The 25,884-nt window shown below is 68.3% G+C and carries 23 protein-coding genes; 15 read left to right on the top strand and 8 right to left on the bottom strand.

Annotated features, from left to right (window positions below):
• The first annotated feature begins 78 nt into the window (after positions 1-78).
• Positions 79-963: a hypothetical protein gene (locus AC5P6H_RS11885; RefSeq protein ID WP_495202664.1), complete on the top strand. Its 885-nt coding sequence runs from the start codon at positions 79-81 to the stop codon at positions 961-963.
• Positions 964-1,032: 69 nt separating this feature from the next.
• Here AC5P6H_RS11885 and AC5P6H_RS11880 read toward each other — a convergent pair whose 3' ends face one another.
• Positions 1,033-1,329, bottom strand: a complete 297-nt coding sequence (locus AC5P6H_RS11880) for a hypothetical protein (protein WP_014037553.1) — start codon at positions 1,327-1,329, stop codon at positions 1,033-1,035.
• A gap of 169 nt (positions 1,330-1,498) precedes the next feature.
• Here AC5P6H_RS11880 and AC5P6H_RS11875 point away from each other — a divergent pair, with 169 nt between their 5' ends.
• Positions 1,499-2,158, top strand: coding sequence for a decarboxylase (locus tag AC5P6H_RS11875; protein WP_495202663.1), 660 nt, complete (start codon positions 1,499-1,501; stop codon positions 2,156-2,158).
• Positions 2,159-2,226: 68 nt separating this feature from the next.
• Positions 2,227-3,006 (top strand): CDP-diacylglycerol diphosphatase, encoded by a 780-nt coding sequence (locus AC5P6H_RS11870; RefSeq protein WP_041863570.1) that lies wholly within the window; start codon positions 2,227-2,229, stop codon positions 3,004-3,006.
• Here AC5P6H_RS11870 and AC5P6H_RS11865 read toward each other — a convergent pair.
• Positions 3,003-3,638, bottom strand: a complete 636-nt coding sequence (locus AC5P6H_RS11865; RefSeq protein ID WP_075076513.1) for a GNAT family N-acetyltransferase — start codon at positions 3,636-3,638, stop codon at positions 3,003-3,005. The two genes, AC5P6H_RS11870 and AC5P6H_RS11865, sit on opposite strands and share 4 nt — an antisense overlap.
• A gap of 179 nt (positions 3,639-3,817) precedes the next feature.
• On the opposite strand from AC5P6H_RS11865, the gene AC5P6H_RS11860 reads away from it, so the two are divergent.
• On the top strand, positions 3,818-6,544 hold the full coding sequence (locus AC5P6H_RS11860) for a TonB-dependent receptor plug domain-containing protein (RefSeq protein WP_197575067.1): 2,727 nt from the start codon (positions 3,818-3,820) through the stop codon (positions 6,542-6,544).
• 80 nt (positions 6,545-6,624) lie between these two features.
• Here AC5P6H_RS11860 and AC5P6H_RS11855 read toward each other — a convergent pair whose 3' ends face one another.
• A complete protein-coding gene (locus AC5P6H_RS11855; RefSeq protein WP_075076515.1) occupies positions 6,625-7,266 on the bottom strand; it encodes a hypothetical protein in 642 nt (213 codons plus the stop codon).
• A gap of 184 nt (positions 7,267-7,450) precedes the next feature.
• Here AC5P6H_RS11855 and AC5P6H_RS11850 point away from each other — a divergent pair, with 184 nt between their 5' ends.
• The gene (locus AC5P6H_RS11850; RefSeq protein WP_495202662.1) at positions 7,451-8,611 is read left to right on the top strand and encodes an amidohydrolase family protein; all 1,161 of its coding nucleotides are present in this window, start codon (positions 7,451-7,453) and stop codon (positions 8,609-8,611) included.
• Between the two features lie 77 nt (positions 8,612-8,688).
• Here AC5P6H_RS11850 and AC5P6H_RS11845 read toward each other — a convergent pair whose 3' ends face one another.
• Together AC5P6H_RS11845 and AC5P6H_RS11840 are read right to left on the bottom strand one after the other, a co-directional pair.
• Positions 8,689-9,126: a DUF3806 domain-containing protein gene (locus AC5P6H_RS11845; RefSeq protein ID WP_069118246.1), complete on the bottom strand. Its 438-nt coding sequence runs from the start codon at positions 9,124-9,126 to the stop codon at positions 8,689-8,691.
• Positions 9,127-9,334: 208 nt separating this feature from the next.
• A complete protein-coding gene (locus AC5P6H_RS11840; RefSeq protein WP_046431153.1) occupies positions 9,335-10,216 on the bottom strand; it encodes a LysR substrate-binding domain-containing protein in 882 nt (293 codons plus the stop codon).
• 122 nt (positions 10,217-10,338) lie between these two features.
• Between AC5P6H_RS11840 and AC5P6H_RS11835 the strand changes: the two genes are divergently transcribed.
• Together AC5P6H_RS11835 and AC5P6H_RS11830 are read left to right on the top strand one after the other, a co-directional pair.
• Positions 10,339-11,040 carry an ankyrin repeat domain-containing protein gene (locus tag AC5P6H_RS11835; RefSeq protein ID WP_049440918.1) on the top strand — a complete coding sequence of 234 codons (702 nt, stop codon included), beginning with the start codon at positions 10,339-10,341 and terminating at the stop codon, positions 11,038-11,040.
• A gap of 51 nt (positions 11,041-11,091) precedes the next feature.
• Entirely contained in the window at positions 11,092-12,549 is a 1,458-nt protein-coding gene (locus AC5P6H_RS11830; protein WP_495202661.1) for an amidohydrolase family protein, read from the top strand.
• Positions 12,550-12,642: 93 nt separating this feature from the next.
• Here the strand turns inward: AC5P6H_RS11830 and AC5P6H_RS11825 are convergent, their stop codons facing one another.
• A complete protein-coding gene (locus AC5P6H_RS11825) occupies positions 12,643-13,572 on the bottom strand; it encodes a LysR family transcriptional regulator (protein ID WP_445978872.1) in 930 nt (309 codons plus the stop codon).
• Positions 13,573-13,665: 93 nt separating this feature from the next.
• Here AC5P6H_RS11825 and AC5P6H_RS11820 point away from each other — a divergent pair, with 93 nt between their 5' ends.
• Positions 13,666-14,856 (top strand): MFS transporter, encoded by a 1,191-nt coding sequence (locus AC5P6H_RS11820; protein WP_445978873.1) that lies wholly within the window; start codon positions 13,666-13,668, stop codon positions 14,854-14,856.
• A gap of 425 nt (positions 14,857-15,281) precedes the next feature.
• Here AC5P6H_RS11820 and AC5P6H_RS11815 read toward each other — a convergent pair whose 3' ends face one another.
• The gene (locus AC5P6H_RS11815; RefSeq protein ID WP_014647476.1) at positions 15,282-15,935 is read right to left on the bottom strand and encodes a response regulator; all 654 of its coding nucleotides are present in this window, start codon (positions 15,933-15,935) and stop codon (positions 15,282-15,284) included.
• On the bottom strand, positions 15,928-18,957 hold the full coding sequence (locus tag AC5P6H_RS11810) for a sensor histidine kinase (protein ID WP_495202660.1): 3,030 nt from the start codon (positions 18,955-18,957) through the stop codon (positions 15,928-15,930). Before AC5P6H_RS11810 ends, AC5P6H_RS11815 begins: the two co-directional genes overlap by 8 nt.
• A 96-nt stretch (positions 18,958-19,053) precedes the next feature.
• Between AC5P6H_RS11810 and AC5P6H_RS11805 the strand changes: the two genes are divergently transcribed.
• The 7 genes from AC5P6H_RS11805 (at position 19,054) to AC5P6H_RS11775 (ending at position 25,848) form a co-directional block, all read left to right on the top strand.
• Positions 19,054-19,386 (top strand): hypothetical protein, encoded by a 333-nt coding sequence (locus AC5P6H_RS11805; RefSeq protein ID WP_014647474.1) that lies wholly within the window; start codon positions 19,054-19,056, stop codon positions 19,384-19,386.
• Between the two features lie 77 nt (positions 19,387-19,463).
• Entirely contained in the window at positions 19,464-19,880 is a 417-nt protein-coding gene (locus AC5P6H_RS11800; protein WP_049407118.1) for a helix-turn-helix transcriptional regulator, read from the top strand.
• Entirely contained in the window at positions 19,877-20,533 is a 657-nt protein-coding gene (locus AC5P6H_RS11795) for a hydrolase (protein ID WP_014647472.1), read from the top strand. Before AC5P6H_RS11800 ends, AC5P6H_RS11795 begins: the two co-directional genes overlap by 4 nt.
• Before the next feature lie 2 nt (positions 20,534-20,535).
• Positions 20,536-20,979: a DoxX family protein gene (locus AC5P6H_RS11790; protein ID WP_329768152.1), complete on the top strand. Its 444-nt coding sequence runs from the start codon at positions 20,536-20,538 to the stop codon at positions 20,977-20,979.
• Positions 20,980-21,098: 119 nt separating this feature from the next.
• Complete coding sequence (locus AC5P6H_RS11785; protein ID WP_180835401.1) at positions 21,099-22,946, top strand: amidohydrolase; 1,848 nt, start codon at positions 21,099-21,101, stop codon at positions 22,944-22,946.
• Entirely contained in the window at positions 22,925-24,208 is a 1,284-nt protein-coding gene (locus AC5P6H_RS11780) for an alginate export family protein (RefSeq protein WP_495202659.1), read from the top strand. The genes AC5P6H_RS11785 and AC5P6H_RS11780 overlap by 22 nt, the downstream gene beginning before the upstream one ends.
• On the top strand, positions 24,202-25,848 hold the full coding sequence (locus tag AC5P6H_RS11775) for an MFS transporter (RefSeq protein WP_241886992.1): 1,647 nt from the start codon (positions 24,202-24,204) through the stop codon (positions 25,846-25,848). Before AC5P6H_RS11780 ends, AC5P6H_RS11775 begins: the two co-directional genes overlap by 7 nt.
• Positions 25,849-25,884: the final 36 nt, after the last annotated feature.

Here is a 25,884-nt window from a genome sequence, read left to right as displayed (position 1 = left end):
CGACAGACAGCCGTCGAGCATGGCTCAGCCCCACCCGGACAGCAGTTACCATCGGAATCCCGTACGCAGGAGCCGCCCATGCCCACCATCGTTGCCCGCGCGACCCTGTGCGCTGCATTGCTGGCAACACCGCTGCTGGTGCTGGCGCAGTCCGCGATCCTGCCGCAGCAGCGCGACGCCGCCGGCAACGTGATGGAGCCGCTGGGGCAGGTGCTGGAACAGGGAGGGCAGGGCGAAGCACGCATGCAGTACTGCACCCTCGATCGTGCCTGGTGCGTGCGTGTGCAGCCGGTGGCCGAGGACGGCGATCGGCCGACGACGCTGGAAGTCTCTGAACGGGAGGCCGGCGAAAGAGAGCCGCACGTCTACCACGTCAGCATCGACGTGCCGCAGGAAAGCGAGCTTTCGCTGTGGCCGTGGATCGTGCGGCTTGCGCCTGGCGTTGGCAGCGATGAGGCAGTGAGCGACCCGCGGCAGCGCGCCCGCCAGAACGTGCTGGTGGGCGGTATCGTCAAATTCAGCACGATGTACTCAGGCGGTGGTGCCGACGCGTCCACGCTGCAGCTGGCGCGCGTGCGTCACCTGCAGGATGACATCCAGGTGGACGACGACGTGCTGACCCTGCCATGGCTGGGCAACGCGATGATCCGCGCCTGTTTCAGCGAGCAGGACATGAAGCAGCGCGCCGGTGCCTGCCACGACGAGTACGGGTTCTCGGCAAGGCTGGCGCTGGATACCGCCGCCGGGGGCATGCCGGTGCTGCGCTACCAGACGGTGGCGACGCGGTTCCCGGCCGGTGTCTCACGCTTCGAGGATTCGCTGGCCAAGGGGCCGTTGAAGAAGAAGGACCTGCGCACCGAGCAGGACCCGGCGTGCAGCTACACGCGGTTGTTCCGCTTCAGTGATGGGGTGTTCCACCCCGACCAGGCGCTGCCGGACTGCGCGGGGTATACCGAGCCCTGAGCTGTAGAGCCGAGCCTGCGCTCGGCTGTCACGGAAGCGCAGCCGGGCATGGGCTCGGCTCTACAGCGCCTACTCGCAGCGGGTGGCGGTGATGATGTTGTCCTTGTCCACGTACACACGCAGGCGGTCGTGGCGGATGTCCTTGGTGGTGATGGTGTTGGGGCCGATCGGGTTGACCAGGCCGGCACCGCTTTCGCTGGACAGGCGGCGGATGTTGGGCTCATTGGCAGGCTGGCCGATTGCCCAGCCCAGCTGGCTGGCGTCGCAGTGGCCGGTACCCTTGACCTGCGGACCGGGGGTGCTGACGCAGGCCGACAGCAGCAGGGCCGACGCGGGTAGCAACAGGGACAGACGGAAGGCGGACATGCAGCGCTCCTGCGCAGGGAAGATGGGCGGAACGATAGCACCCGGCGCGCGAAAGGCGTCAGCGCCCCGGTCATTGCCGGCACGGCGTAGCCACTGCATAGTGGGAGGGATGACTGGCATCGCGCCAGCGGGCAGGCCGGGCCATTCCGGTGCAGGTGCTGGATACGGTATGACGGCAGACAGTTTCCGCGACAAGCGCAGGGCGATGACGGTACTTGCAGTATCGGTGCTGGCCGTGGCGTGCGCCGCCACTGCCGCCGAGCCAGTGCCGGCCGCAGCCGCGGAAACGCCGGTGTTCGGCGCGTGGCGCAACCTTCAGACCGAGGCCGGCTACGCGCCGGCCCAGCGCAATCTGGCCTTCGCCATGCTGCCGCAGGCGGCGACTCGCGGCGACCGTTTCGCCGTCCTCGACCGTGAGGGCAAGCGGGCGGTGTGTTGCCTGCAGGTGGCCAGCCCGTCGCTGGGCGTGGCCGCGCTGCGCGAGCACTACCACCTGCCGCAGGCCTGGGTGACCGACCTGAGCAATGGCCGCAGCCCGGCGCGTCCTTATCTGCCGCATGTCTATGCGATGCAGCGGGTGGACGAACTGGCAGACTACGGCTTCGCCGATGTGCCCGGGGCCTACAGCGACCTGGGTGGGCTGCTGGTCCCCGAGGGCGCCGCCCTGGAGGACGATGGCAGTGCCGTCCTGCTGGGCGACAACCGTTATTCCCTGCATTTCCAGCGCCAGCCGCACGCCGATGATGATGGCGCGCTGGACCGCTACACCCTGCAGGGCGGCGACGGCGAGGCCCCGTTCGTGGTTGAAGTGCCGTTCGGCACCTACTGACTGCAGCACTGCACTGGCTAGAATGCAGCGCGGCGCCGTCTGCCGTGCCTGTTCCGTGAGTTGCTGCCGTGTCCCTGCGCCCTTTGCTGCTGTCGTCCCTGCTGCTGTTGTCCGCCTGCGCCAGCGCGCCACCTCCACCGCCGGCCCATTCCGATGCGCTGTGGCGCTTGATCGAGCGTGACTGCAAGGCGGTGGAAGGACCGCGTGGCAGTTGCCTGCGGGTGGAGACGGCGGCCGACCGCCGCGACGTGCTGGTCAAGGATGCGCACGGTGACTACCAGTTCCTGCTGATGCCGCTGGACAAGGTCAGTGGCATCGAGAGCCACGGCCTGTACCAGCGTGGGGTACCCAACTATTTTGCGGCCGCCTGGCAGGCGCGCGGGCATACCGAACAGGCCCTGGGCCGGCCGCTGCCGCGCAGCGTGGCCAGCCTGGCACTGAATTCGCCGCACGGTCGCTCGCAGCACCAGCTGCATATCCATGTCGACTGCCTGCGCGCGGATGTGCTGCAGGCACTGGATGCACATGCCGGTGCGCTGGGTCCGCGCTGGTCACCGTTTCCGGTGCCGCTGCGCGGGCATCAGTACCAGGCCTATCTGCTGCCCGGTGCAGAACTGACCGCCAATCCGCTCAATCTGCTGGCCTATGGCCTGAGCGGCGTGGGCGATGTGGGCCAGTGGAGCCTGGTGGTGGCCGGGCGCGGCGAGGTGCGGGGCGGCCCCGGCTTCATCCTGCTGGCTACCCGCGTGGATGCCGCCAGCGGCAACGATGCCAGCGGCGAGGAACTACAGGACCATGCCTGCACGGTCTTGACCGGTGCCGGTGCGGCACTGGAGCGGGTGCGCTAGCCGATCGGCTGCTGGCAGCTGCGCCAGGCCGACGCGGTCAGCGCCAGCAGCTGACGGTCATGCCATCCCTGCGCGTCCAGATGGTAGTCGCGCAGGATCCCTTCGCGGATGAACCCATGGGCCTGCAGCGCCTGGGCAAACGGGCTGGTGCAGCCTGGCGGCAGCAGCACGAAGAGGCGGTGCAGGCCGACATCGTCGAACAGGAACGGGCACAGTGCCCGCAGTGCCGCCTGCGGATGGGGGTGCCGGTGCTGCAGCGATTGCAGCTCGGCGCAGCGCGAGTGCAGCGACTGCAGGCGGATATGCAGCTGGTCGTGCAGTACGCCCTGCACGTCGTCGAACACACCCAGCACCAGCAGGTCGTTGTCTTCCTGCAGGCGTGAACGATAGACGCTGGCGAGGAACCGCGCCTCTTCATCAATGCCGTAGGACGGCCGTTGGCCGCGCTGGCGACGGTCGTCGAAGGCACGCCAGCGTGGCAGGTCGGTGCGCTGGAACGAACGCAGGGTGATGGGCGTGGCCTGGAGGTGGAGCAAGTGGCGGCGCAGGACGGGTCGTAGTGGAGCGAAGTGGGTGGAAGGGGCGCTGTTGGTCATCCCGGCACGATGCGCATCACTGACGCGCCAGGCCATGCAATTCATTGCAAAAGTGGGGTGGTGCCGTAAACGCGTCTGATTCGGTTCAGGCATAAGCCCATCAGGGCTGGTCATTTCCGTTGAAACCACCCATTCAGGACACTTTCGTTACGGGATCGTTATGTGTCGTACCGGCTGCGGCTCCCGTACCACCCGCCCACTCCCCCAGGAAGCCCATGTCCGCCTCCCACAAGGCGATGCGCCCGCGTCCGCTGGTGCTCGCGCTGTCGTCCCTGATGCTGGCCTCGCTGCCGGCCTTCGCGCAGGAAAGCGCGCCCACCACATTGCAGGAAGTGAAGGTCACCGGCTCGCGCATTCCACGTGCCAGTGTCGAGGGACCCTCGCCGGTGACGGTGATCAGCCGCGAGCAGATCGACGCACAGGGCTACCGCAATGCCTTCGACGCCCTCAGCGCGCTGACCGAGAACACCGGCAACGTGCAGGGCGAGGATTTCGGCAATACGTTCACGCCGGCCGCCAACACCATCAATCTGCGCGGGCTGGGTCCGAACCGCACGCTGGTGCTGGTCAACGGCCGTCGCCAGGCCGACTACCCGCTGGCCTACGAAGGCTCGGTGAACGTTGTCAACCTGGCCAACATTCCCAGCGCCCTGATCGAACGCATCGAAGTGCTGGCTGCCGGTGCGTCGGCGGTGTACGGCTCCGACGCCATTGCCGGTGTGGTCAACATCATCCTCAAGGACCGCTTTGAAGGCGTGGACGTGAACGTGCGCGCCGGCGGCACCCAGCAGGGCGGCGGTGACAACCAGCGCGTGCAGGTGGTGGGCGGCAGTTCCGGCGAGCGCTGGGACGGCCTGTTCGGTTTCGAGTTCGACGTGCGCAAGGCGATCCACGCGCGCCAGCGCGACTTCATGGATTCGCTGGACGATGACCCGGCCGGCAAGGCGCCGCAGGCGACCGCGATCGCCTATCGGCGCAACGCTGCCACCGGCCGCAACATCGATCCGGGCGTCAACGGCTGCGACGCCGCGTCGGACATCTATGGCGGCAGCGTGTTCCGTGCCAACAACCCGCGCCAGGGCTGGTACTGCGGCAGCAACGAGGCCGCCGCCAGCTACTGGACCGTGCAGACCCAGAAGCGCAATCTCAACGGCTACGGTCTGCTGACCTTCCACGTCAACGAGACCACCGACCTGTTCGCCGATGTCGCCGTGGGCAGCGCGCGGATCTACAACAACACGCGTGCACCGACCTGGACCTCGGCCCGCAACTACTTCTACAACCAGACCACCGGCAACCTGGAAAGCTGGTACCGCCGCTTCGCGCCGGAGGAAATCGGCGGCCTGCCGCGCAATGCCAACCGCTTCCTGGAAAACTCGTGGTCGTTCAATGTCGGCGCACGTGGCCAGATCGGCGACAGCGGTTGGGATTACGAAGCGGTCTACAGCCGCTCGCGTTACGAGAACCGTACCCGCCGACCGGTGCTGCTGGCCGGCATCAACGAATACCTGCTCGGTCCGAAGCTGGGCGTACGCAATGGCGTTGAGGTCTATGCGCCCGACCCGGCACGCCTGTTCAAACCATTGACCCCGGGCGAATACGAGGGCCTGTCCGGCTACCAGGAAAGCCGCAATGCGGCGTGGCTGCAGACCTTCAGCGCCAGCGTCAACGGCCGTTTGTTCGCGCTGCCCGGTGGCGACGCTGCATTGGCGGCGGTGGTCGAGGCCGGCAGCCAGGGCTACCGCAACCGCCCGGACCCGCGACTGGGCACGGGCGAGTTCTGGAACACCAGCGCCGGTATCGGTGCCGGCGGTGATCGTGACCGCTATGCGGCCGGCGTGGAGCTGCAGTTGCCGTTGCTGAAATCGCTGACCACGACGCTGGCCGGTCGCTATGACCAGTATCGCGCCGGTGGCGAGCACATCGGCAAGGCGACCTGGAGCTTCGGCGTCGAGTTCCGCCCGATCGAGAGCCTGTTGATCCGCGGCTCTGCTGCGACCAGCTTCCGTGCGCCGGACATGAACTATGTGTTCGCGACCGAGACCCGCGGCTACAACCCGGGCATGACCGACTACTGGCGCTGCCGCACCGCAGGCCAGTCGTACGACAACTGCGACTACAACGGCCTGTCGATCGACTACAGCAACCGCGCCAACGCGCAGCTGCAGCCGGAAACCGCGAAATCCTATGGTTTCGGCGTGGTCTGGTCGCCGCTGTCCGGCCTGGATTTCAGTGCCGACTACTACGACATCCGCATCGACAACGAGGTCACCAGCCTCGATACCAGCCGCATCCTGCGCGACGAAGCCGATTGCCGCCTGGGCCGCACGCTGGGTGGCGAAGCGCGCGATATCGGTTCACCGCTGTGCCAGGACGCGCTGTCGCGGGTGATCCGCAACCCGTCCACTGCAACCGTGCAGCCGGACCAGGTGACCCGCGTGCTGATCAATCCGATCAACGCGGCCTCCGAATCGGTGCGTGGCCTGGACCTGAAGGGTAACTGGCGTTTCGATGCCGGCCGCTATGGCCGCTTCACTACGCGCCTGGCCTATACCGTGGTGCTGGAGCACACGTACCGGCAGTTCTCCGATGATCCGGAGCGTGACATCCGCAATTCGCTGGATGACTACCAGTGGCGCAGCAAGGCCAATGGCAGCATCACCTGGAACCAGGGTGACTGGACCACCACGCTGTACGGCAACCGTTTCGGTTCACTGCCGAAGACCGATGGCAGTGGCCGCATCGCGCCGTACATGACCTACAACGCCAGCGTGTTCCGCCAGTTCGGCGAGAACCTGTCGGTGGGCGTGATCGTCAACAACCTGCGTGACAGCCGCCCGCCGGCGGACAGGAACGGTGGCGGCTGGCCGTTCTATCCGGTTGGCAACTACGACCCGTATGGCCGCCAGTACTGGCTGCAGCTGGACTACCGGTTCCGCTGATCCGGCTGGCAAACAGAAGGCCCGGCAATGCCGGGCCTTCTGCTGTGTCGATGTCCGCTGTGATGGCGGGCGCCGGTGGCCTAGGGCAGTGCCTGCTGCAGGTACGACTCGATGACGTAGCTGAAGGGCTGCTGCTGGCGATCGCGCAGCAGGGCGCGCACTTCCAGGATCACGCTGCGGTCGCCTTCGCCACGCGGTGGCCAGAAGGTCTGGTCAGCCAGTGTCTGGCGCTGGAAGCCGAGCGGGCCAACCACGCGGCCAAAGGGTTCGTCGGTGCTGTCCAGCACCTGGTTCATGGCGGGACTGAGGTGGTCCGGCAGGTACCAGTTGTCGGCCTCGGAGAGTACGCGGCTGCCACAGACCAGCTGCACACGGCGGTAGCGAAGGGCGGTGCCGGGTTTCGCACCCAGTGCCTGCAGCACGTCGGCCGGTGCTGTCTTGTCCTGGCCGTGTACACGCACCGCGCGCACCCGCGCCTGTTCGGCCAGGCCGTGTTCGGCGCACCAGTATTCCAGGGTGGCGGTGGCGCTCTGCCCGGAAAGCACACGCTGGTGCAGCCGCTCGACCAGCGCCGCCGGGGCGATGCGCTGTTGGCCAGGCGGCGCCTGCAGCGGCGCGGTGGCGGCCGCATCAGTGGCGGACAGGCTGGCCATCGGGGCAGCAGCCAGCAGGGACGCGGCCTGCCAGCGGCGGAGACGATCGTGGCGGTCGGACGGGCCCATGCGGCATCACAGCGGAAACAGGTGCCTATGGTACCCGTTCAGGGGTGTGCACGGCGTGGCTGCGAGCCGCCGTCGCGGCGGCATTCATCGTTCTGATGAATGTGTGGCATCCAGATATTTCGTTGGCCGATGGCAGTGCCAGCGCGCAGGATGGCGCCATGACTTGGCTTTCCGGGAGTTTCCGATGACGCTTCAGTTCGTCCATGGCGCGGTTGATCGCGAGGGCGCGCCGCTGCATTTCCACATCCACAACGGTCGTATCAGTGGTCTCAACGGTGATGCTGCGCCGCGCGAGGGTGCGGAACCCGTCGACTTGCAGGGCTGTGCCGTCCTGCCGGGCCTGGTCGACGGCCATATTCATCTGGACAAGAGCTTCGTCGGCGACCGCTGGCACCCGCATCAGCCGGTGAACAGCCTGCGAGAGCGGCTGGCGGTGGAGAAGGCCGCGGTGGCGGGCGCGGCGCCAATGGTGGACCGTGCCGAGGCCTTGATCCGCCAGTGCAGCCGCTTCGGCACGGTGGCGATGCGCTGTCACGTCGATGTCGACGGCAGCACCGGCCTGCGCCATCTCGAAGCAGTGCGCGAGGCGGCGCGGCGCTGTGCCGACATCATGCGCATCCAGCTGGTGGCGTTCCCGCAGGCCGGGGTGATGTCCTGTCCGGGTACCGCCGCCGTGCTTGAGCAGGCCCTTGCAGCGGGCGTGGAGGTGCTGGGCGGCATCGATCCGACCACGCTGGATGGCGATGCTGAAGGCCAGCTGGCCCTGCTGTTCGGCCTGGCCGAGCGCTATGGCGTGCAGCTGGACATCCACCTGCACGAGCCCGGCGAAACCGGACTGGCCCAGTTGCTGCGCATTGCCGCGCGCACCCGTGCCGCTGGCCTGCAGGGGCGGGTGGCGGTCAGCCATGCCTACTCGCTGGGCGACGTGCCGCTGGCGCGCGCGCTGCAGGTGGGTGAAACACTGGCCACGGCGGGCGTTGCGATCATGAGCAACGCGCCGGGCGACCATCCGTTCCCGCCGCTGCGTGCATTGCACGACGCCGGCGTGCGCGTGTTCGCCGGCAATGACAACATCCGCGACTGCTGGTGGCCGTACGGCAACGGCGACCTGCTGCAGCGCGCGATGCTGCTGGGCTACCGCTCGGGCTTCTACACCGATGGCGACCTGATGCTGGCGCTGGACATGGTCACCACCCATGCCGCGCAGGTGATCGGGCTGCCGCAGCACGGCATCGCCGAAGGCCGGCCGGCGACGTTCGTGGCCGTGCGTGCGGACCATGGCCCGGCGGCCGTGGCCGGGGTGCCGGTGGAGCGCCGGGTGGTGGTTGACGGCCGCTGGTTGTAGATCCACGCCGTGCGTGGAGGGAGCCATCGCGTGGTCTCATTCATCCACGGATGGCATGGATCCATCTCGATGTGTCGTCAGGCGTAATCGTCGGCGCGGGTAGCGACGAACGCTTCCAGCCACGCCAGCAGGTGGGCGATGTCGATGACTTCGCCCTGTTCGACGCGCTTGAGCAGCAGTGTGCTGGCGCCGATCTGCAGGCTGCTGTCGGCATAACGCAGCACTGCATCGATGCCCCAGGCGTCGGTGACCTGCATCCAGGCCAGCCCCGGCACGCGCTGGGCCAGGGTGTCACCGAACGCCACGCCCAGCGCTTCCCAGCCATCGCAGTCGTCAGGCTCGATCAGCTCGGCATCGATCACGCGCTGCAGCGTGCTGGCCGCCAGCGGCCATTGCACCGGCAGCGTCGGGAAGCCGGCGGCGACGCGCGCGGCGATCAGCGAGCGCTGGTGCTGCAGGTGCGTCTGCAGGGCGGCGGGCAGGGGGTCGAAGCGGGCGGGGATTTCGTCGGACATGACACGATGCCGTGGAGCACGGAAACAGGGGGCACTCTAGCGGCAGAGCCGTGACTTCCGCGCGACAGGCGTGATCAGCTTTCGATGGTCAATGCGCGGATTTCGCTTCGGGGTCAGATCCGTTTCGGAAAACGGATCTGACCCCACGCGGGACGATGTTGCCGTCGCGGCTGCCGGCCAGCGGCCCACGCTACCGCAGTTGCAGTGGTCAATCCGGTTCGCGCTGCACCTGCCGCCACAGCTCGCTGGCCAGCGCGCGCACCGCATCGTCGGCGTCCGCACGATGCAGCAGGCCGATTTCGTAGTTGTCGATCACCGGCAGGTCGCGCTCACCATCGATGATGCGATGATCGCGGGCGACCGCGCGGCGGGGCAGCAGGCTGATGCCGATGCCATCGGCCACGGCGCCCTGGATGCCACTCAGCGACGAGCTGGTGAAGGCGATGCGCCAGCGCAGGCCCAGCGCTTCCACGGCGTGGATCATCTCGTCGCGGTACAGCCCGCGCGGCGGGAAGGTGACCAGCGGCAGCGGGTCCTGCTGCAGGCAGCTGCTGCGCAGGCTGTCGATCCAGTGCATCGGCTCGCGGCGGCAGTGCACCGCCTGACGGCTGTTGCGCCGCTGCTTGACCAGCACAAGATCCAGTTCACCGTGGTCGAAGCCGTGCGCCAGGTCGCGGCTGAGGCCGCTGCTGATTTCCAGTTTCACCTGTGGGTGACGGCGGCTGAAAGCGGCCAGCATGCGTGTGGTCTGCGCGTTGACGAAGTCCTCGGGGACACCGATGCGCACCGCGGTTTCCACGGTGGCGCCGGCCAGCGCCTGCGCCATTTCCTCGTTCAGGTCGAGCATGCGCCGCGCATAGCCGAGCAGGGTGTGGCCGGCGTCGGTGGGGTGCACGTCGCGGTGGCCGCGCTCGAGCAGGCGATGCCCCGCCAGCTCTTCCAGGCGGCGCACCTTCTGGCTGACCGTGGACTGGGTCGAATGCAGGCGGGTGGCGGCCGTGGTGAAGCTGCCGCAGTCGGCCACCATCACCAGCGCCCGCAGCAGGTCCAGTTCGAACAGGGTTCTATTCGATTTGGCACTGTCTTGCATTTGAACATTTCACTTCTGGATACCCAGGCCGACTTCTACCATGCAGGGCAGGGGCCGGCAATGCCCGGCTGTTGCTACCGTCGCACGGCGTTCCGTGGCGACGGACATGAGGAGACACTGTCATGCGCGTCCATCATTCCGCTGGCTGGCCTGCGCCGTTCACGCGCGTGCTGCTGTTGTGCCTGCTGGCCATGGTCACCCCCGCCTGCACCGCCACGTCCCGGGCCGACGCAGACGCGCGCCTGCGGGATGCCGCCAGCCGCGGCGACGCCGATGCGGTGCGGCAGGCGATCGAGGATGGCGCCACGCTGGAGGCGCGCGATGGCCAGGGTCGCACGGCGTTGCTGCTGGCCACGCAGGGCAACAACGTGGATGCCGCGCGCGAGCTGATCGAAGCCGGTGCCGACGTCAATGCCAAGGATGTGTTGCAGGACAGCGCCTACCTGTATGCCGGCGCGCGCGGCCTGGATGAGATCCTGGCGATGACGCTGGCGCATGGCGCCGATCTGCGCAGTACCAATCGCTATGGCGGCACCGCGCTGATTCCGGCCGCCGAGCGCGGCCATGTCGCCACCGTGCGCACGCTGCTGCGTGCCGGTGTGGCGGTCGATCATGTCAACCGCCTGAACTGGACCGCGCTGCTGGAAGCGATCCTGCTCGGCGATGGCGGTGCGCGCCACCTGCAGATCGTGCAGTTGCTGCTGGAGGCCGGCGCCGACCCGGAGCTTGCCGACGGCGACGGCGTGACGCCGCTGGCGCACGCGCGCCAGCGCGGCTATACCGGAATTGAGACCCTGCTGCGCCAGCACGGCGCGGTGCGCTGAATGCAAACCCCTTCCACCCGCACGCTGGGCGTGCCCATCAGGATGCTGTCCATGTTCCGTTCCCGTCCGTTGTCCCTTGCCATCCTCCTTGCGGTGGCACCGCTGTCGGCGTCTGCCGCCGAGCGCGCCGACCTGCTGATCCGCAATGCCACCGTGGTCGATGTCGAGCACGCCAGTACCCGGGCCGGGCAGAGCGTGGTGATCCGTGGCGAGGACATCGTCGCCGTCGGCCCGGACGCGCAGCTGCGCAGCCAATGGAGCGCGGCCCGCCAGATCGATGCCAAGGGCAAGTACCTGATCCCGGGCCTGTGGGACATGCACGTGCACTTTGGTGGTGGCCCGGCGCTGATCGAAGAGAACAAGGCACTGCTGCCGCTGTACATCGCGCACGGCATCACCACGGTGCGTGACTGTTCCGGCGACCTGCCCGAGCAGGTGCTGCAGTGGCGCGGGGAAATTGCCAAGGGCACGCTGTTCGGTCCGCGGCTGCTCAGCTCGGGCGCGAAGATCGAAGGCCTCAAGCCGGTCTGGAAGGGCACGATCGAAGTGGGCAGCAAGGCTGACGTCGACAAGGCGATCACCCGCCTGCAGCACGACAAGGTCGATTTCGTGAAGATCACCGACAGCACGCTGAAGCCGGAACTGTTCCTGTACTCGGCCAGTGCCGCGCGCAATGCCGGATTCAAGGCGTCGGGGCACATCCCGATGGCGCTGACCGTGGAGCAGGCAATCGATGCCGGGCTGGCCTCGATCGAGCATCTGGACTATGCATTCAAGGCCGGGAGCAAGGACGAGGCGCAGATTGCTGGCGACTTCGGTGCCGGCCGCATCGACCGCGCCGAAGCCAACCGCCGCCTCGACGCCAGCTTCGACCGCGATACGGCGATGCATGCCTACCGCGATTTCGCCAGGCGCGGCGTGTTCGTGACCCCGACCCTCAACGGTGGCCGCATCCTCGATTTCCTTGACCAGGATGACCACGCGAACGATCCGTACCTGGCTTACATCGGCCCGGGCCTGCGCGCGACCTACCAGTGGCGCGTTGAACGTGCCGCCAAGGCAACGCCAGCGCAGATCGAAGCGCGCCATGCGCAGTACCACCAGGTGGCCGCCGTGCTGCCCATGCTGCAGGAAGCCGGCGTGACGATCATCGCCGGCACCGATGCGGGCTTCCTCAACTCGTTCAACTTCCCGGGCATCGCCCTGCACCAGGAACTGCAGCTGTTCGTGAAGGAGGGCTTGAGCGCGCCGCAGGCGCTGTCTGCCGCGACCCGTTCCGGCCCGGCCTGGTTCGGCCAGATGAATCGTTACGGGGGTGTCGCGCAGGGCAAGGCCGCCGATCTGGTGCTGCTGACCGCCAACCCGCTGCAGGACATTGCCGCCACCGAAAAGATCGACAGCGTGATCCTGCGTGGCAACGTGTATGACCGCGCCGCGCTGGACAAGATGTTGGCTGATACCAAGGCCAAGGTGGCGGCGTGGAATGCCGAGGCGGCGAAGACGCAGTGATCGACAGGGTCAGAGCCCTTCCCGGTGGGAAGGGATCCGACCCTATGGGGTTGGACGGAATCCACGCCATGCGTGGATGATGCGGCCAGTGACCTAACGCGGTGCCGGCCGCATTCCGTGCAGCTGCGGCAGTGCGGCCTTCATCGCATCGATGAAGGCGCGCAGCCGTGGCGGCTGCTGGCGCGCGGTGGGAAATACCACGTGTACCGGCAGCGCCGGCGCCTGCCAGTCCGGCAGCAGCTGCACCAGCCGCCCTTGTGCGAGGTCTCCGGCCACCAGCCAGGCCGAGACCACCGCTGCACCCAGCCCAGCACATGCGGCCTGTTGCACCACGAACAGGTTGTCGCTGAGCAGGCGCGGGCTGATCGAAAGGGTATGCGCACGCCCCTGCGCGTCATGCAGCAGCAGGCGTTCGCGGTAGTAGGTGACCAGTGAAATCCACGGCAGTGCCTGCGCCTGTTCTGGTGTGCTGATCGCGGTGGCCTGCACCAGCGAGGGCGCTGCCACGACGATGCGCGGCACTTCGGCGAGCGGCAGTGCGACCATGCGCGGTTCGTCGACCGGTCCCACCCGCACCGCGCAGTCGATGCCTTCGGCGATGAAATCCGGGCGACGATCTTCCAGGATCCACTCCAGGCTCAGCTGTGGGTGCTGGGCGAGGAACGCGAGCATGGTCGGCAGCAGCTGCGCCTGGCCGAAGGCATGCGGCACCATCACCCGCAGGCGTCCGCGCAGCGTTTCCGGTTCGCCGTGCAGTTCGGCCTGCAGCGACTCCCATTCGTCGACCACGCGTTGCGCATGGCGCTGGCAGCGCAGGCCATCTTCGGTCAGCTGCAGGCCATGGGTGGAGCGCTGCAGCAGGCGCAGGCCGAGCTGCCGCTCCAGTGCCTGAAGGCGCCGGCTGACCGTCGGCTGGGTGGTGCCCAGCTGCACGGCGGCGGCAGACAGGCTGCCGGCATCGACGATGCGCAGGAAGGTGCGCAGCAGATCCAGGCGATCGGCGCCGGTGGCGAGGTCATTCATGCGTGTCACGTATGAAGTATATGTGCAGGAGCCTACTACAGACGCACGGCGAATACGGGCAGGATACGCCCACTTCCTCCACCGGACTCCCCCATGTCTATCCCTTCGCTGTCCGTCGTCGCACCCGCGAACGCGCCTTCCACCCCGCTGGTGCTGGCGATGGCGGCCGGCGCCGGCTTTTCGGTCGCCTCGCTGTACTACAGCCAGCCGATGCTGGGCCTGATCGCGCAGGACCTTGGCGCAGGTGAGCGCGCCGCCGGGCTGGTGCCGACCCTGACCCAGCTCGGCTACGCGCTGGGCATCCTGCTGCTGGCACCGTTGGGCGACCGCTTCGACCGCCGCCACCTGATCCTGTTGAAGTCCGCGCTGCTGGCGTTGGCACTGGGCGCCGCAGCGATGGCCGGGCACCTGCCGGGCCTGCTGATGGCCAGCCTGCTGGTCGGGTTGATGGCCACGCTGGCGCAGGACATCGTGCCGGCCGCTGCGGTGCTGGCGCCGGATGCACAGCGCGGCCAGATCGTCGGCCGGGTAATGACCGGCCTGCTGCTCGGCATCCTGCTGTCGCGCGTGGTCAGTGGCGTGGTGGCCGAGGCATGGGGTTGGCGCACGCAGTTCGTGCTGGCCGCGGTATCGGTGGCGGCGATGGGCGCAGTGATGGCGCGTGCGCTGCCGCGTTTCGCACCGACCAGCACGCTGCGCTATCCGGCGTTGCTGGGCTCGTTGCTGGCGTTGTGGCGCGAGCAGCCGCAGCTGCGCCGCGCGGTGGCGAGCCAGTCGTTGCTGGCGGTCGGCTTCAGCGCATTCTGGTCGACGTTGGCGCTGATGCTGCATGCCCGCCTGGGCCTGGGCAGTGCGGCGGCGGGTGCGTTCGGTATTGCGGGTGCGGCCGGTGCGCTGGCCGCACCGTTCGCAGGACGTTTCGCTGATCGCCTGGGTTGCCATGCCGTGGCGCGGTTGGCGATCGCGGTGGCGCTGCTGGGCTTCGGCCTGCTGCTGGCCGAAGCCTGGCTGCCGGCCGCCGCGCTGCTGCCGCTGCTGGTGGTGAGTGCGCTGCTGTTCGACTTCGGTTTCCAGTCGGCGCTGGTGGCGCACCAGACGCTGGTCTATGGCCTGGTGCCGCCGGCACGCAGCCGGCTCAACGCGCTGCTGTTCACCGGCATGTTCATCGGCATGGCCGCTGGCGGTGCGCTGGGCAGCCTGGCGCTGGCGCAGTGGGGGTGGCACGGCGTGGCCTGGCTGGCGGTGATGTGCGCGGGCGGCAGTCTGCTGCTGCGTTTGAAGTAGGGGGGGTGTTCGGCAGGGCTTGCAGCCCTGCACCTGCGGTAGTGCCGGCCGCTGGCCGGCAACAGCGCAAACAGCGGATTTTCAGTAGCCTTCGACAGGTTCCTGCGGTCTGTTGGAACGGCTCTTGGGGTCAGATCCGTTTTCCGAAGGAAAACGGATCTGACCCCTGATTGATTTCGATATCTGACAGAAGTGTCGACCAAGGTCGACACCTACCAAACGCCATCGGAATCCGTCAGAGGTGGGGCGGTGTCGGAGTGTGGGGTGTCAGCCGCATGGATGCGGCTGCCAAGCTTGCAGGGACGTACTTGCAGCGTCCCCGCAGTCCGACACCGCCCCGCCATCCCACGGGATCCATGCTGTTGCTGTTGCTGTTGCTCCAGCCCGTAGCAGGTGCAGGGCTGCAAGCCCTGCCGAACAACCCCCTAATCGTGACCGCTGTCGTCCAGGCTGATGATGCCGCGCCGCAGCGCCTGGGTCACCGCATGCGTGCGATCGCCCACGCCCAGCTTGTCCATCAGGCTCTTCATGTGCGCCTTCACCGTCTGCTCGGAAATCTGCATGCGCTCGCCGATGCGCTTGTTCGACAGGCCACCGGCCACATGCCGCAGCACCTCGGTCTCGCGCGGCGACAACCGGTCCTCCACCACATGTGCGGCAATGCTCGCAGCGACTGCCGGTGGTATCGGTGCGCGCCGGCCGCCAGCGACCATGCGGATCGTATCGACCAGCTCGTGGCGCAGCATGTCCTTCAACAGGTACGCACTGGCGCCGGCCTGCAGCGCCCGTACCGCACGCACGTCACCGCGATAGGTGGTCAGCACGATGATGCGCGCACGCGGGTCCATCGCGCGGATCCGCACGATGGCTTCCACACCATCCAGGCGTGGCATCTGCAGGTCCATCAGCACCACGTCCGGCTGCAGCTGCTGATAGCGCTCGATGGCTTCCTCGCCATCGGCGGCCTCGCCGAGCAGGCGCAGGTCGGAATGGGCGCCCAGCAGCGCGGCCAGGCCGTCACGCAGCAGCGGGTGGTCGTCGACCACCAGCACGCCGATCGGGGCAGGGGACTCAGTCATGGTGGCTTCTACTCCAGGGCCAGCGCCAACGCGATGGGCGGCGGTGATATAGGCGACGGGCGGGAACCGCCAGCGCGACTTCAGTGCCCAGCCCGGGGCGGGTCCACAGCCGCAGCTCCGCGCCAAGGCGCTGCGCGCGCTCACGCATGCCCTGCAGGCCCCAATGGCCATGCCCGGCATTTTCGTCGGCGATGCCGACGCCATCGTCGCGCACGTGCAGCAGGAAGCACCGCGCGCCGTAGGACAGCTCTACCTCGATGGCGCTGGCATTGGCGTGGCGCAGTGCATTGCGGATGGCCTCGCGGCCGATCAGGAACACCTCCTCGGCGGCATCGGCCTGCAGCGGTGGTGTTGCGCCTTCCACAGTCAGGCGCAGCGGATTGGTGCCGTGCCCGGCGTATTCGGCGTGAACATCGGCCAGCGCCGAAGCGAGGTCGCGGCCCGCGAAAGGACCGTCGCGCAGTGCGTTGACCCGCTCCCGGCCCTCGGCCAGGTTGCGTTCGGCCAGCTGCATCGCCGATTCCAGCTGGCCGCGCACCCTGTCCGGGGTCTGCGGCGACTGGCTGATCGCGTGCAGCCGCAGGATCAGGCCCTGGCTGCCCTGCAGCAGCGTGTCGTGCAGGTCGCGGGCAATGCGTTCGCGTTCGCCATGGCGTTCCTGCAGGCGCGCACGGAACAGTGCAGCCAGCTGCCCGCTGCGGATGCGCACCGCCAGGACCAGCAGCGCAAGCACCGCGGCGGCGCACAGCAGCTTGAACCACAGGGTCTGCATGAAGGTAGGGGCGATGCGGAAGGTGCGGCTGGCGGGTGCAGTGCTCCAGATGCCGTCTTCGTTGGCGGCTTCCACCTCGAACCGGTAATTGCCCGGTGCGAGGTTGGTGTAATACGCGCGCGTGCTGCTGCCGGCATCCTGCCTGCCGTCGTCGACCCCGGACAGGCGATAGCGGTAGCGGTTGCGCTCCGGGCGCGCCAACGACAGCGCCACGTAATCGATCTGCAATTGGCTGGTGCCGGCCGGAAGGCGCAGGCCGTCGCGCAGTGGCTGGTGTTCACTGCCATACAGCACGTCGCCGATGTGCACGCTGGGCGCCATGGTGTTGACGTGCGAGCGGGTGGTGTCCAGCCAGGCCAGGCCCTGGTTGGTGGCCAGCCACAACAGGCCATCGCTGGCCAGCGCGGTGGTGGAGATCGGTCCGCTCTGCAGGGCGATGCCCGGCATGCCATCCACCGCATCGAACAGGCGGGGCGTCACCGGCTGCCGGCTGCGCAGTGCGCGCCGCAGCTGATCGCTCCCGAGCCGGACCAGGCCACGACTGCCATTGAGCCAGAGGTAGCCATTCGCATCGGCCACCATGCCGGTGATGCCTTCCATGACGCCGGCCATGTCGGTGCTCACCTGAACGAACCGGCCATTGCCCGGGCGCACGGCCAATCCGGCCTCGCCGGCTACCAGCAGGAGGTCCTGATGATCGAGTACCGCCGTGATCGGCCCGACCGACAGGCCGTGGCTGGCGTCGAAGGTTTCGATCTGCGTCGCCCCCATGCGGCGCAGCCGGCCGTCTGCATAGCCGAGCAGCAGCTGGCCGTTGGCATCCAGCGCCAGTGACGAGCAGGCCTGTTCGGGCAGGCGGCGTTCGCGTTGCCACTGGCCCTGCTGGTAGTGCAGCACCCCCCGTTCGCCGGTGCAGACCCAGGCCTGTTCGTCGTCGGGGAACAGCAGGGCATGCAGTGGTTGCCCGGTGAACGGCGCAGGCAGCGGAATCCGCGTGGTGCGGCCGGCCACGGTGCGCGCAAGGTTGACCCAGTCGAACTGCCAGATCGGGGCAGCTGCCTGGCGCGCGGCGGCCTGCAGCTGCGTGGCGCTGCCATCGAGCAGGGTGCGCTCGAGGTCGTAGGGCTTGAGGTCTTCGCCATAGCCATACACATGGCCATCGCTGGCCCGCACCAGCGAGCGGTAGGGATCACTGGGACCAACCGCCAGCGTGTGCACGCTGCGCGCGCGGAAGCGGTTGAGGCCGAGATTGGTGCCGACCCAGAGATTGCCTTCGCGATCAACGATGATCGGCACGGCCGAGGTGGCGGTCAGCCCGTGCGGCGAATCGAAGCGCTCCATGCGTATGGCGCGGTCGCCATCGAAGGTGACCCGGGCGACACCGCCATGCGGGCTCATCGTTGCCCACAGCGCGCCATCGGCAGTGAACTGCAGGCGCGCCGCCACCAGCTCCGGCAACCGCCGTGCCTCGCGCTCGCTGTCCGGCAGCAGGCCTCGTGCGTTGGCCAGCGGCGACGTACCGCGCACGCGGTCGGCCAGCCACACTTCCCCCTGCGGACTTTCGGCCAGCGTCGCCATCTGCGAAACGGCGATGCCGGTGTCCTTGAAGGCCGCCTGGCCGGCCGCGCGCACCCAGATCTTCAGGTCGGCCAGTACCCAGAAGGTGCCGCGGCTGTCGTGCAGCAGCCATTGCACGCGATGTTCCGGCACCCCCATGCCAGCGGGCAGCGGCTGCCAGCGTTGGCCAGTGAACTGGCGTAGTCCACCATTGATCGCGGCCCACAGCCGGCCGTCACGGTCCTGGCTGAAGTGTGGCACCACACCCACCGGCACGCCCTGGTCGCGGCCGTAGTTGTGCAGCTGGCCGCGCGCAAACTGGCTGATGCCGGCCTGGAAGTAGCCGATCCACAGTGCATCGTCGCGGCCCCGCGCAAGGGTGACCATGTTGGTGGACGGGAAATGGCTGCCCGCGGGAGCGGCCTGGCGTTCAAAGCGACGACCGTCGAAGCGGTACAGCCCTGAGCCCGTGGCCAGCCACAACAGGCCATCGCGGTCCTGGGTGATGTCCCAGATGTCACCGGGGGCGCCCTGGCCGACGCGCCAGGCCGTGTGCTCGTAATCGGGCAACCCGCCGCTCACCGGCGGGCGCTGCACGGCAAGGGCGGGCAGGGCGGTCAACAGCAGCAGGCAGGTCAGCAGCGTCCGCAGGTGACGTTGCAACGGGAAGGGGCGGCCACGCATGGCGCGCATTCTGGCAGGTGCGGGGCAGTCCGGGGTGACCCGAACGGGGTAGGCAGTGGCCGCCGTGGTCGGCTATCACGCCGGCATGTCCCCTGGAGCCCGGCCATGCAGCGCCTGTTCGTGATGTTTCCTGATCGCGGTCCGGGCGTCGGCCTGCTGTGGCTGCGGCTGTGCCTGGCCGCCGCGCTGTGCGCGCCTGGCACGCATGCTGGTTGGGGGGCGGTGCTGTGCGGGCTGGCGGCGGCCATGCTCGTGCTGGGCGTGTTGACGCCGCTGGCGGCCCTGATGGCAGCCGCGACCATGTTCGCGCAGCAGGCGCCGTGGCCGCTGGTGGCGTTGCCACCGGCGCTGCTGATGCTGGGGCCGGGCGCCTACTCGGTGGATGCGCGCTTGTTCGGGCGCCGCCTGCTCGGCCGCCGGCCTCCCCCATTCGGGTAGGTGCCGGCCTCGACCGACGGGGGTAGGGCATCGTGCGCCGGCCACGCACCATGGGCCACCCCCTCGCGGCGCCCCGCATGGCCACCGTCAGTCCGTCCGATCCGTCCGCCACCCCGCTTGCCCCGCAGCAGGCCGCCGCACTGCAGCGCGCCCTGCGCTATGTCGATGAGCACCTGTCGCAGCCGCTGCGGGTGACAGAGCTGGCGCAGGCTGCCTGTGTCAGCCGCTTCCACCTGGTGCGCCTGTTCCGTAGCGGCACCGGTGCCAGCCCGCTGCGCTACGTGCGCCGCCGCCGCATCCAGCGTGCCTGCCAACTGCTGCCCAGCGCGCAGCTGCCGATGGCGTGCCTGGCCCAGCAGCTGGGCTTCTTCGACCAGAGCCATTTCGTCCGCAGCTTCCGCGCCGAGACCGGCTGCAGCCCCGGCCAGTATCGGGCCGGCGATGCGGCCCTGCTGCTTCCCCCTGATCATGTTTCCCACGGAGTCCACCCATGAGCCTTGCCACCGCCACGCCCGCCCCGGCCCTGCTGTCGCCCACCGACCATGCCCTGGTGCTGATCGACTTCCAGTCGCAGATGGCATTTGCTACCCACACGATCGACATCTCCGCGCTGCGCAACAACGTGTCGCTGATCAGCAAGGGGGCCAAGGGGTTCAACGTGCCGGTCGTGTTGACCACGGTGGCCGAGACGTCATTCTCCGGCCCGATGTTCCCGGAACTGCCGCAGATCTTCCCGGGCCAGCCGGTGTTCGACCGCACTTCGATGAATACCTGGGAAGACCAGCCGGTAATCGATGAGATCAACCGCATCGGCAAGCGCCGGCTGGTTCTTGCCGGCCTGTGGACCAGTGTCTGCATCGTGGGTCCGGCGCTGTCGGCGCTGGCGCAGGGCTTCGAGGTCCACGTGATCACCGACGCCTGTGGCGATGTCAGCGAAGAAGCGCACGAGCGTGCGATCACCCGCATGGTGCAGGCCGGCGCGGTGCCGATGACCAGCGTGCAGTACCTGCTTGAACTGCAGCGTGACTGGGCACGCGGTGAAACCTACGACCTGACCACCGGCATCGCCCGCGACCACGCCGGCGGATATGGCATCGGCATCCAGTACGCCAAGCGCATGTTCGGCGCGCAGGAAGGCGGGCACTGAGCATGCTGGCCGGCCACGGCCACGGCCACGGCCACGGCCTCGACCTGGCCCTGCTGATGCTGCGGGTGGCGGCAGGCGGCTTCCTGCTGCCGCACGCGCTGGGCAAGCTGTTTGGCTGGTTCGGCGGACCGGGGCTGGCCGGCTTCGCCACCGAGCTGCGCGGTTTCGGGCTGCCGGCAGTGGCGCCGTTGCCGCTGCTGTTGTCCCTGCTGCAGGTGCTGTCCGGGCTGGCCGTGCTGCTGGGCTGGCAGACCCGCATCGCCGCGCTTGCCGCCGCTGCCTTCATCGGCTTCACCGTCCTGTTGGCCTTGCCCAGGGGCTGGTTCTGGATGCGCGGCGGCAGTGAGTACCCGCTGATGTGGGCCACGGTGCTGCTGGCCATCGCCCTGGCCGGGCCGGGGGCCTGGGCGCTGGACGGTCCACGACTTCCGGGAGCTTTCGCATGAGTCACGATCCCCTCGACCACGGCCGCCGCAACGTGGTGCTGGCCAGCGGTGCCGCGGTTGCGCTCGGCCTGGCCGGTCGCGCCGCTGCCGCACTCGATTCCACTTCCAAGGAGCGTCGCATGAGCACGCTGGTCATCCGCAATGCCCGCATCACCACACTCGACCCGCAGCAGCCGCACGCGCAGGCATTGGCCGTGCAGGAGGGCCGCATCGTCGCTGTCGGCAGCGATGAGGAGATCATGCGCGGCTGGGGCAATGAAGCGACCCTGATCGACGCGCAGGGCCGGCGCCTGCTGCCCGGCCTAAACGACAGCCATACCCATCTGATCCGCGGTGGCCTGAACTACAACCTGGAGCTGCGCTGGGACGGTTTGCGCTCGCTGGGCGACGCGCTGGACATGTTGAAGGCCCAGGTCGACCGCACCCCGGCACCGCAGTGGGTGCGCGTGGTCGGTGGCTTCACTGCCGCACAGTTCAACGAGAAGCGCCTGCCGACGCTGCAGGAGCTCAACGACATTGCGCCGGATACGCCGGTGTTCCTGCTGCACCTGTATGACCGCGCGCTGCTCAACCGCGCCGCGCTGCGCGCCTGCGGCTACAGCAAGGACACGCCGGATCCACCGGGCGGGCAGATCGTGCGTGACTCGCTGGGCAACCCGACCGGGCTGCTGCTGGCCAAGCCCAACGCGCTGATCCTGTATGCGACGCTGGCCAAGGGGCCACGCCTGCCGATCGAATACCAGGCCAACTCGACGCGCCACTTCATGCGTGAACTGAACCGGCTCGGCATCACCTCGGTGATCGACGCTGGCGGTGGTTTCCAGAACTACCCCGAGGACTACCAGGTCATCGAGCAGCTGCATCGCGATGACCAGCTGACGGTGCGCATCGCCTACAACCTGTTCACCCAGAACAAGGGCAAGGAAGTGGACGACTTCCGCGGCTGGAGCGAGATACTGCAGCCGCGACAGGGCGATGACCTGCTGCGCCACAACGGCGCTGGCGAAATGCTGGTGTTCTCCGCGGCCGACTTCGAGCTGTTCAACGAGCCGCGCCCGGAACTGCCGCCTGAGCTGGAACCGGAACTGCACGATGTGGTGAAACTGCTGGTCGAGAAGCGTTGGCCGTTCCGCATCCACGCCACCTATGACGAGAGCATCACCCGCATCCTCGATGTGTACGAACAGGTCAACCGCGAGGTGCCGTTCGATGGCCTGCACTGGTTCATCGACCACGCCGAGACCATCACCCCGCGCAACATCGAACGCATCCGCGCGCTGGGCGGCGGCATCGCCGTGCAGCACCGCATGGCCTACCAGGGCGAAGCCTTCGTCGAGCGCTATGGTGTGCAGGCGGCGCGGCACACGCCGCCGGTCAAGCGCATGCTGGCCGAAGGCGTGCCGGTCGGTGCCGGTACCGATGCCACCCGCGTGGCCAGCTACAACCCGTGGGTGGCGTTGTCCTGGCTGGTGACCGGGCGCACCGTGGGCGGGCTGGCCCTGTATGGCGATGAGAACCTGCTCGAGCGCGAACAGGCGCTGCGCCTGTGGACCCAGGGCAGCGCCTGGTTCTCCGGCGACGAAGCGGTGAAGGGCACGCTGAAAGCTGGCCAGCTGGCTGATTTCATCCTGCTCTCGGCCGACTTCTTCCGCGTTGATGACGCGCAGATCGCCGACATCACCAGCCTGCTGACCGTGGTCGGCGGCCGCATCGTGCACGCCGACGGCGACTACGCCGGCCTGGCGCCGCAGCTGCCGCCGGCGATGCCGGACTGGTCGCCGGTCAACCGCTTCGGTGGCTACCACGTCGGCGGTGCTGCCACCGGATTGGCCGCCGCCCATCGCCACCATCACGGTGTCGCCTGCAGCACCCACGGCGCGCACGGGCATGCGGCCCGGCATGCGGCACCCACCGATGACCTGACCGCGTTCTGGGGCGCGATGGGATGCTCGTGCTTCGCCTTCTGAGCCTGGCGCTGCTGGCCATGCCATGGATGGCGCTGGCCTGTGACACCGGCCGCTGCACCGACATGGGCGCCGGGCAACTGCAATGGGACGCCTCGCTGCGCTTCAGGGGGATGTACTACGACCCGGCCCGGTTCGGTATCGGCGGCAGTGAAGACGGCTACGGTCTGCTGCGTGCACTGGCGTCGGCCACGTATGTCGAGGACAACTGGCAGGCACGGGTGCAGCTGGGCGTGCATGCCGAGAATGGCAAGGCAGGTGGACCCGGCCGCACCGACCGCAGCGCGCTGGACGTGCAGCAGGCGTACTGGCGCTGGCAGCGCGGTGGCTTCCATCTGCAACTCGGCCGGCAGGAAGCCGGCTATGGCAGCTCGCGGCTGTTGTCGGTGCGCGATGGGCCGAACATCCGCCTGGCGTTCGACGGTGCGCGCGTGGGTTGGAAGGGTAGATCCGGCACGCTTGAACTGATGGCGCTGCGTCCGCTGGAGAACCGACCGGGTGCCCTCGATGATCGCGGCGAACACGGCGCCCACCTGTGGGGTGCCTATGCCACCACGGCACGCGGGCGGGGCGCGGGACAGTGGGATCTGTACCTGCTGGACTACCGTCGCGACGGCGCGCGCTTTGCCGCCGGCAGCGGCACCGAACGTCGGCAGACCCTGGGCGCGCGCTGGTTCGGCCAGGCTGGTGCACTGGACTGGAACAGCGAGCTGGTGGCGCAGGGCGGTGAACTGCGAACGACCGCTGGCACGCTCGCTATCCACGCCTGGACGCTGGCCACCGATACGGGGTGGCGCTGGACGGACCTGCCGCTGCAGCCGCGTCTGGGGCTGAAGGCCGACATCGCCAGTGGCGATGGCAATCTGCACGACGGCCGCCTGGGCACCTTCAATGCCTTGTTCCCGAAGTCGGCCTATTTCAGCGAGGCCAGCCTGCTGGCCCCGGCCAACCTGATGGACGTCCAGCCGACCCTGACACTGCGCCTGCACGACGCGGTGACGACGGAACTGGGCGTACAGATGGCCTGGAAGCATCGTCGCGCCGATGCGGTCTACACCACGCCGGCACCGCTGGTGGCGTTGCCGGGCAGCGCCGGCGGCGCGCGCCGCATCGGCACGCAGTACAAATCCGAAACCCGCTGGCAGGCCAGCGAACACTGGCAATGGCAGCTGCAGCTGGCCTGGGTCGATGCCGGGCCTGCACTGAAGCAGGCCGGCGGCCGGGACACGCTGTTCGCCTCGATCGTTGGAGCATGGCAATGGTGAACGCAACCGCGTCGCACCCCCCCGCACAGGCCGCAGGCGCCTGGTCCCCACTGAAGATCCAGATGTTCCGCTCGATCTGGCTGGCGATCCTGGCCAGCAACATCGGCACCTGGGTCAACGACGTGGCCGCCGCCTGGGTGATGGCCGAACGTACCGGCTCGCCGTTGATGGTGGCCTTGGTGCAGTCGGCCACCACCGTGCCGATCGTGCTGCTGGCACTGGCCGCCGGAACCCTGGCCGACATCGTTGATCGCCGCAGGTACCTGCTGGCCACGCAGGGTTGGATGCTGCTGGTCGCCGCCGTGATGGCGGCGCTGACCGCAATGGACATGCTGACCCCGCAGCTGCTGGTGCTGCTGACCTTCTGCATGGGCTGCGGTGCGGCGATGGCGATGCCGGCGCAGGCCGCTATCGTGTCCGAACTGGTGCCGCAGCCGATGCTGGCCTCGGCGGTGGCGCTGAACTCGATCGGCATCAACATCGCGCGCTCGATCGGCCCGGCCATCGGCGGCGTGATCGTCGCCCAGCTCGGTGCGGTCTGGGCCTTCGGCTTCAACGCCATCACCTTCGCCGCGATGCTGTTCGTGGTGTGGGGCTGGAAGCGCGACCCGAAGCAGTCCAGCCTGCCGCCGGAAGGCTTCGGTGCGGGCCTGAAAGCGGGCCTGCGCTATGCCAGCCGCGCCGGGCGGTTGCAGGCGGTGTTGATCAAGTCGGTCGGCTTCTTCTTCTTCGCCGCAGCGATGAATGCGCTGCTGCCGGTGGTGGTGCGTGGGCAGATGCAGGGCGGGGCGGGCCAGTACGGCATGCTGCTCGGCTGCATCGGCATCGGTGCGGTGGGGGGTGCGCTGCTGCTGCCGAAGCTGCGCGCGCAGCTGGATCGCGACCTGCTGGTGCTGCTGGCGACCCTGTCGCTGGCCATGAGCCTGGTCGGGCTGGCGCTGACCCGAAGCTGGTACGTGCTGCCGCTGGTGATGCTGGTCAATGGCTTTGCCTGGATCACCGTGCTGTCGTCGCTGCAGATCGCGGCGCAGACCGCAGTGCCGGCGTGGGTGCGTGCGCGTGCGCTGGCGCTGTACATCATGGTGTTCTCTGCCGGCATGGCCGCCGGCGGCCTGAGCTGGGGCGCACTGGCTCAGCGCACCTCGCCGGAGCTGGCCCTGCTGGTGGCTGCCGCGGGTGCGGTCATCGGCGGGTTGCTGGTGTGGCGCGTGCGCATCGCCGGCACCGAAGACCTGAACCTGCGTCCGGCGGGGCACTGGCCAGCCCCCGAACTGTCGGTACCGGTATCCAATGATCGAGGCCCGGTGCTGGTGACCATCGAGTACCGCATTGACGATGCTGATCGCGCCGCGTTCCAGGCGCAGATGCGCACACTGGGCACCATCCGCCGCCGCGATGGCGCCGTGGTCTGGGGCGTGGTCGAGGACGTGGCCAGTCCAGGCATCCACCTGGAGTATTTCGTGACCCCGTCGTGGCTGGAGCACCTGCGCCAGCACGAACGCATCACCGCCGACGACAGGGCGATCCAGGAAGTGCTGCGCGGATTGCATCGCGGTGAGCGTGCGCCGGTGGTGCGCCACTTCGTGGGTGGGCATGACCCGCTGCCTGTCGCTGTGCCGCATCACCACACCGACATCTGAAAAAAAAGGGGACGGAGGGGATTAAGTCGTTTGTGC

The sequence above is a fragment of the Stenotrophomonas sp. YJH_SMC_110 genome, assembly GCF_059369255.1.
The sequence above is the reverse complement of the archived record's forward strand: the minus strand, read 5'-3'. Positions and strand labels throughout refer to the sequence as shown.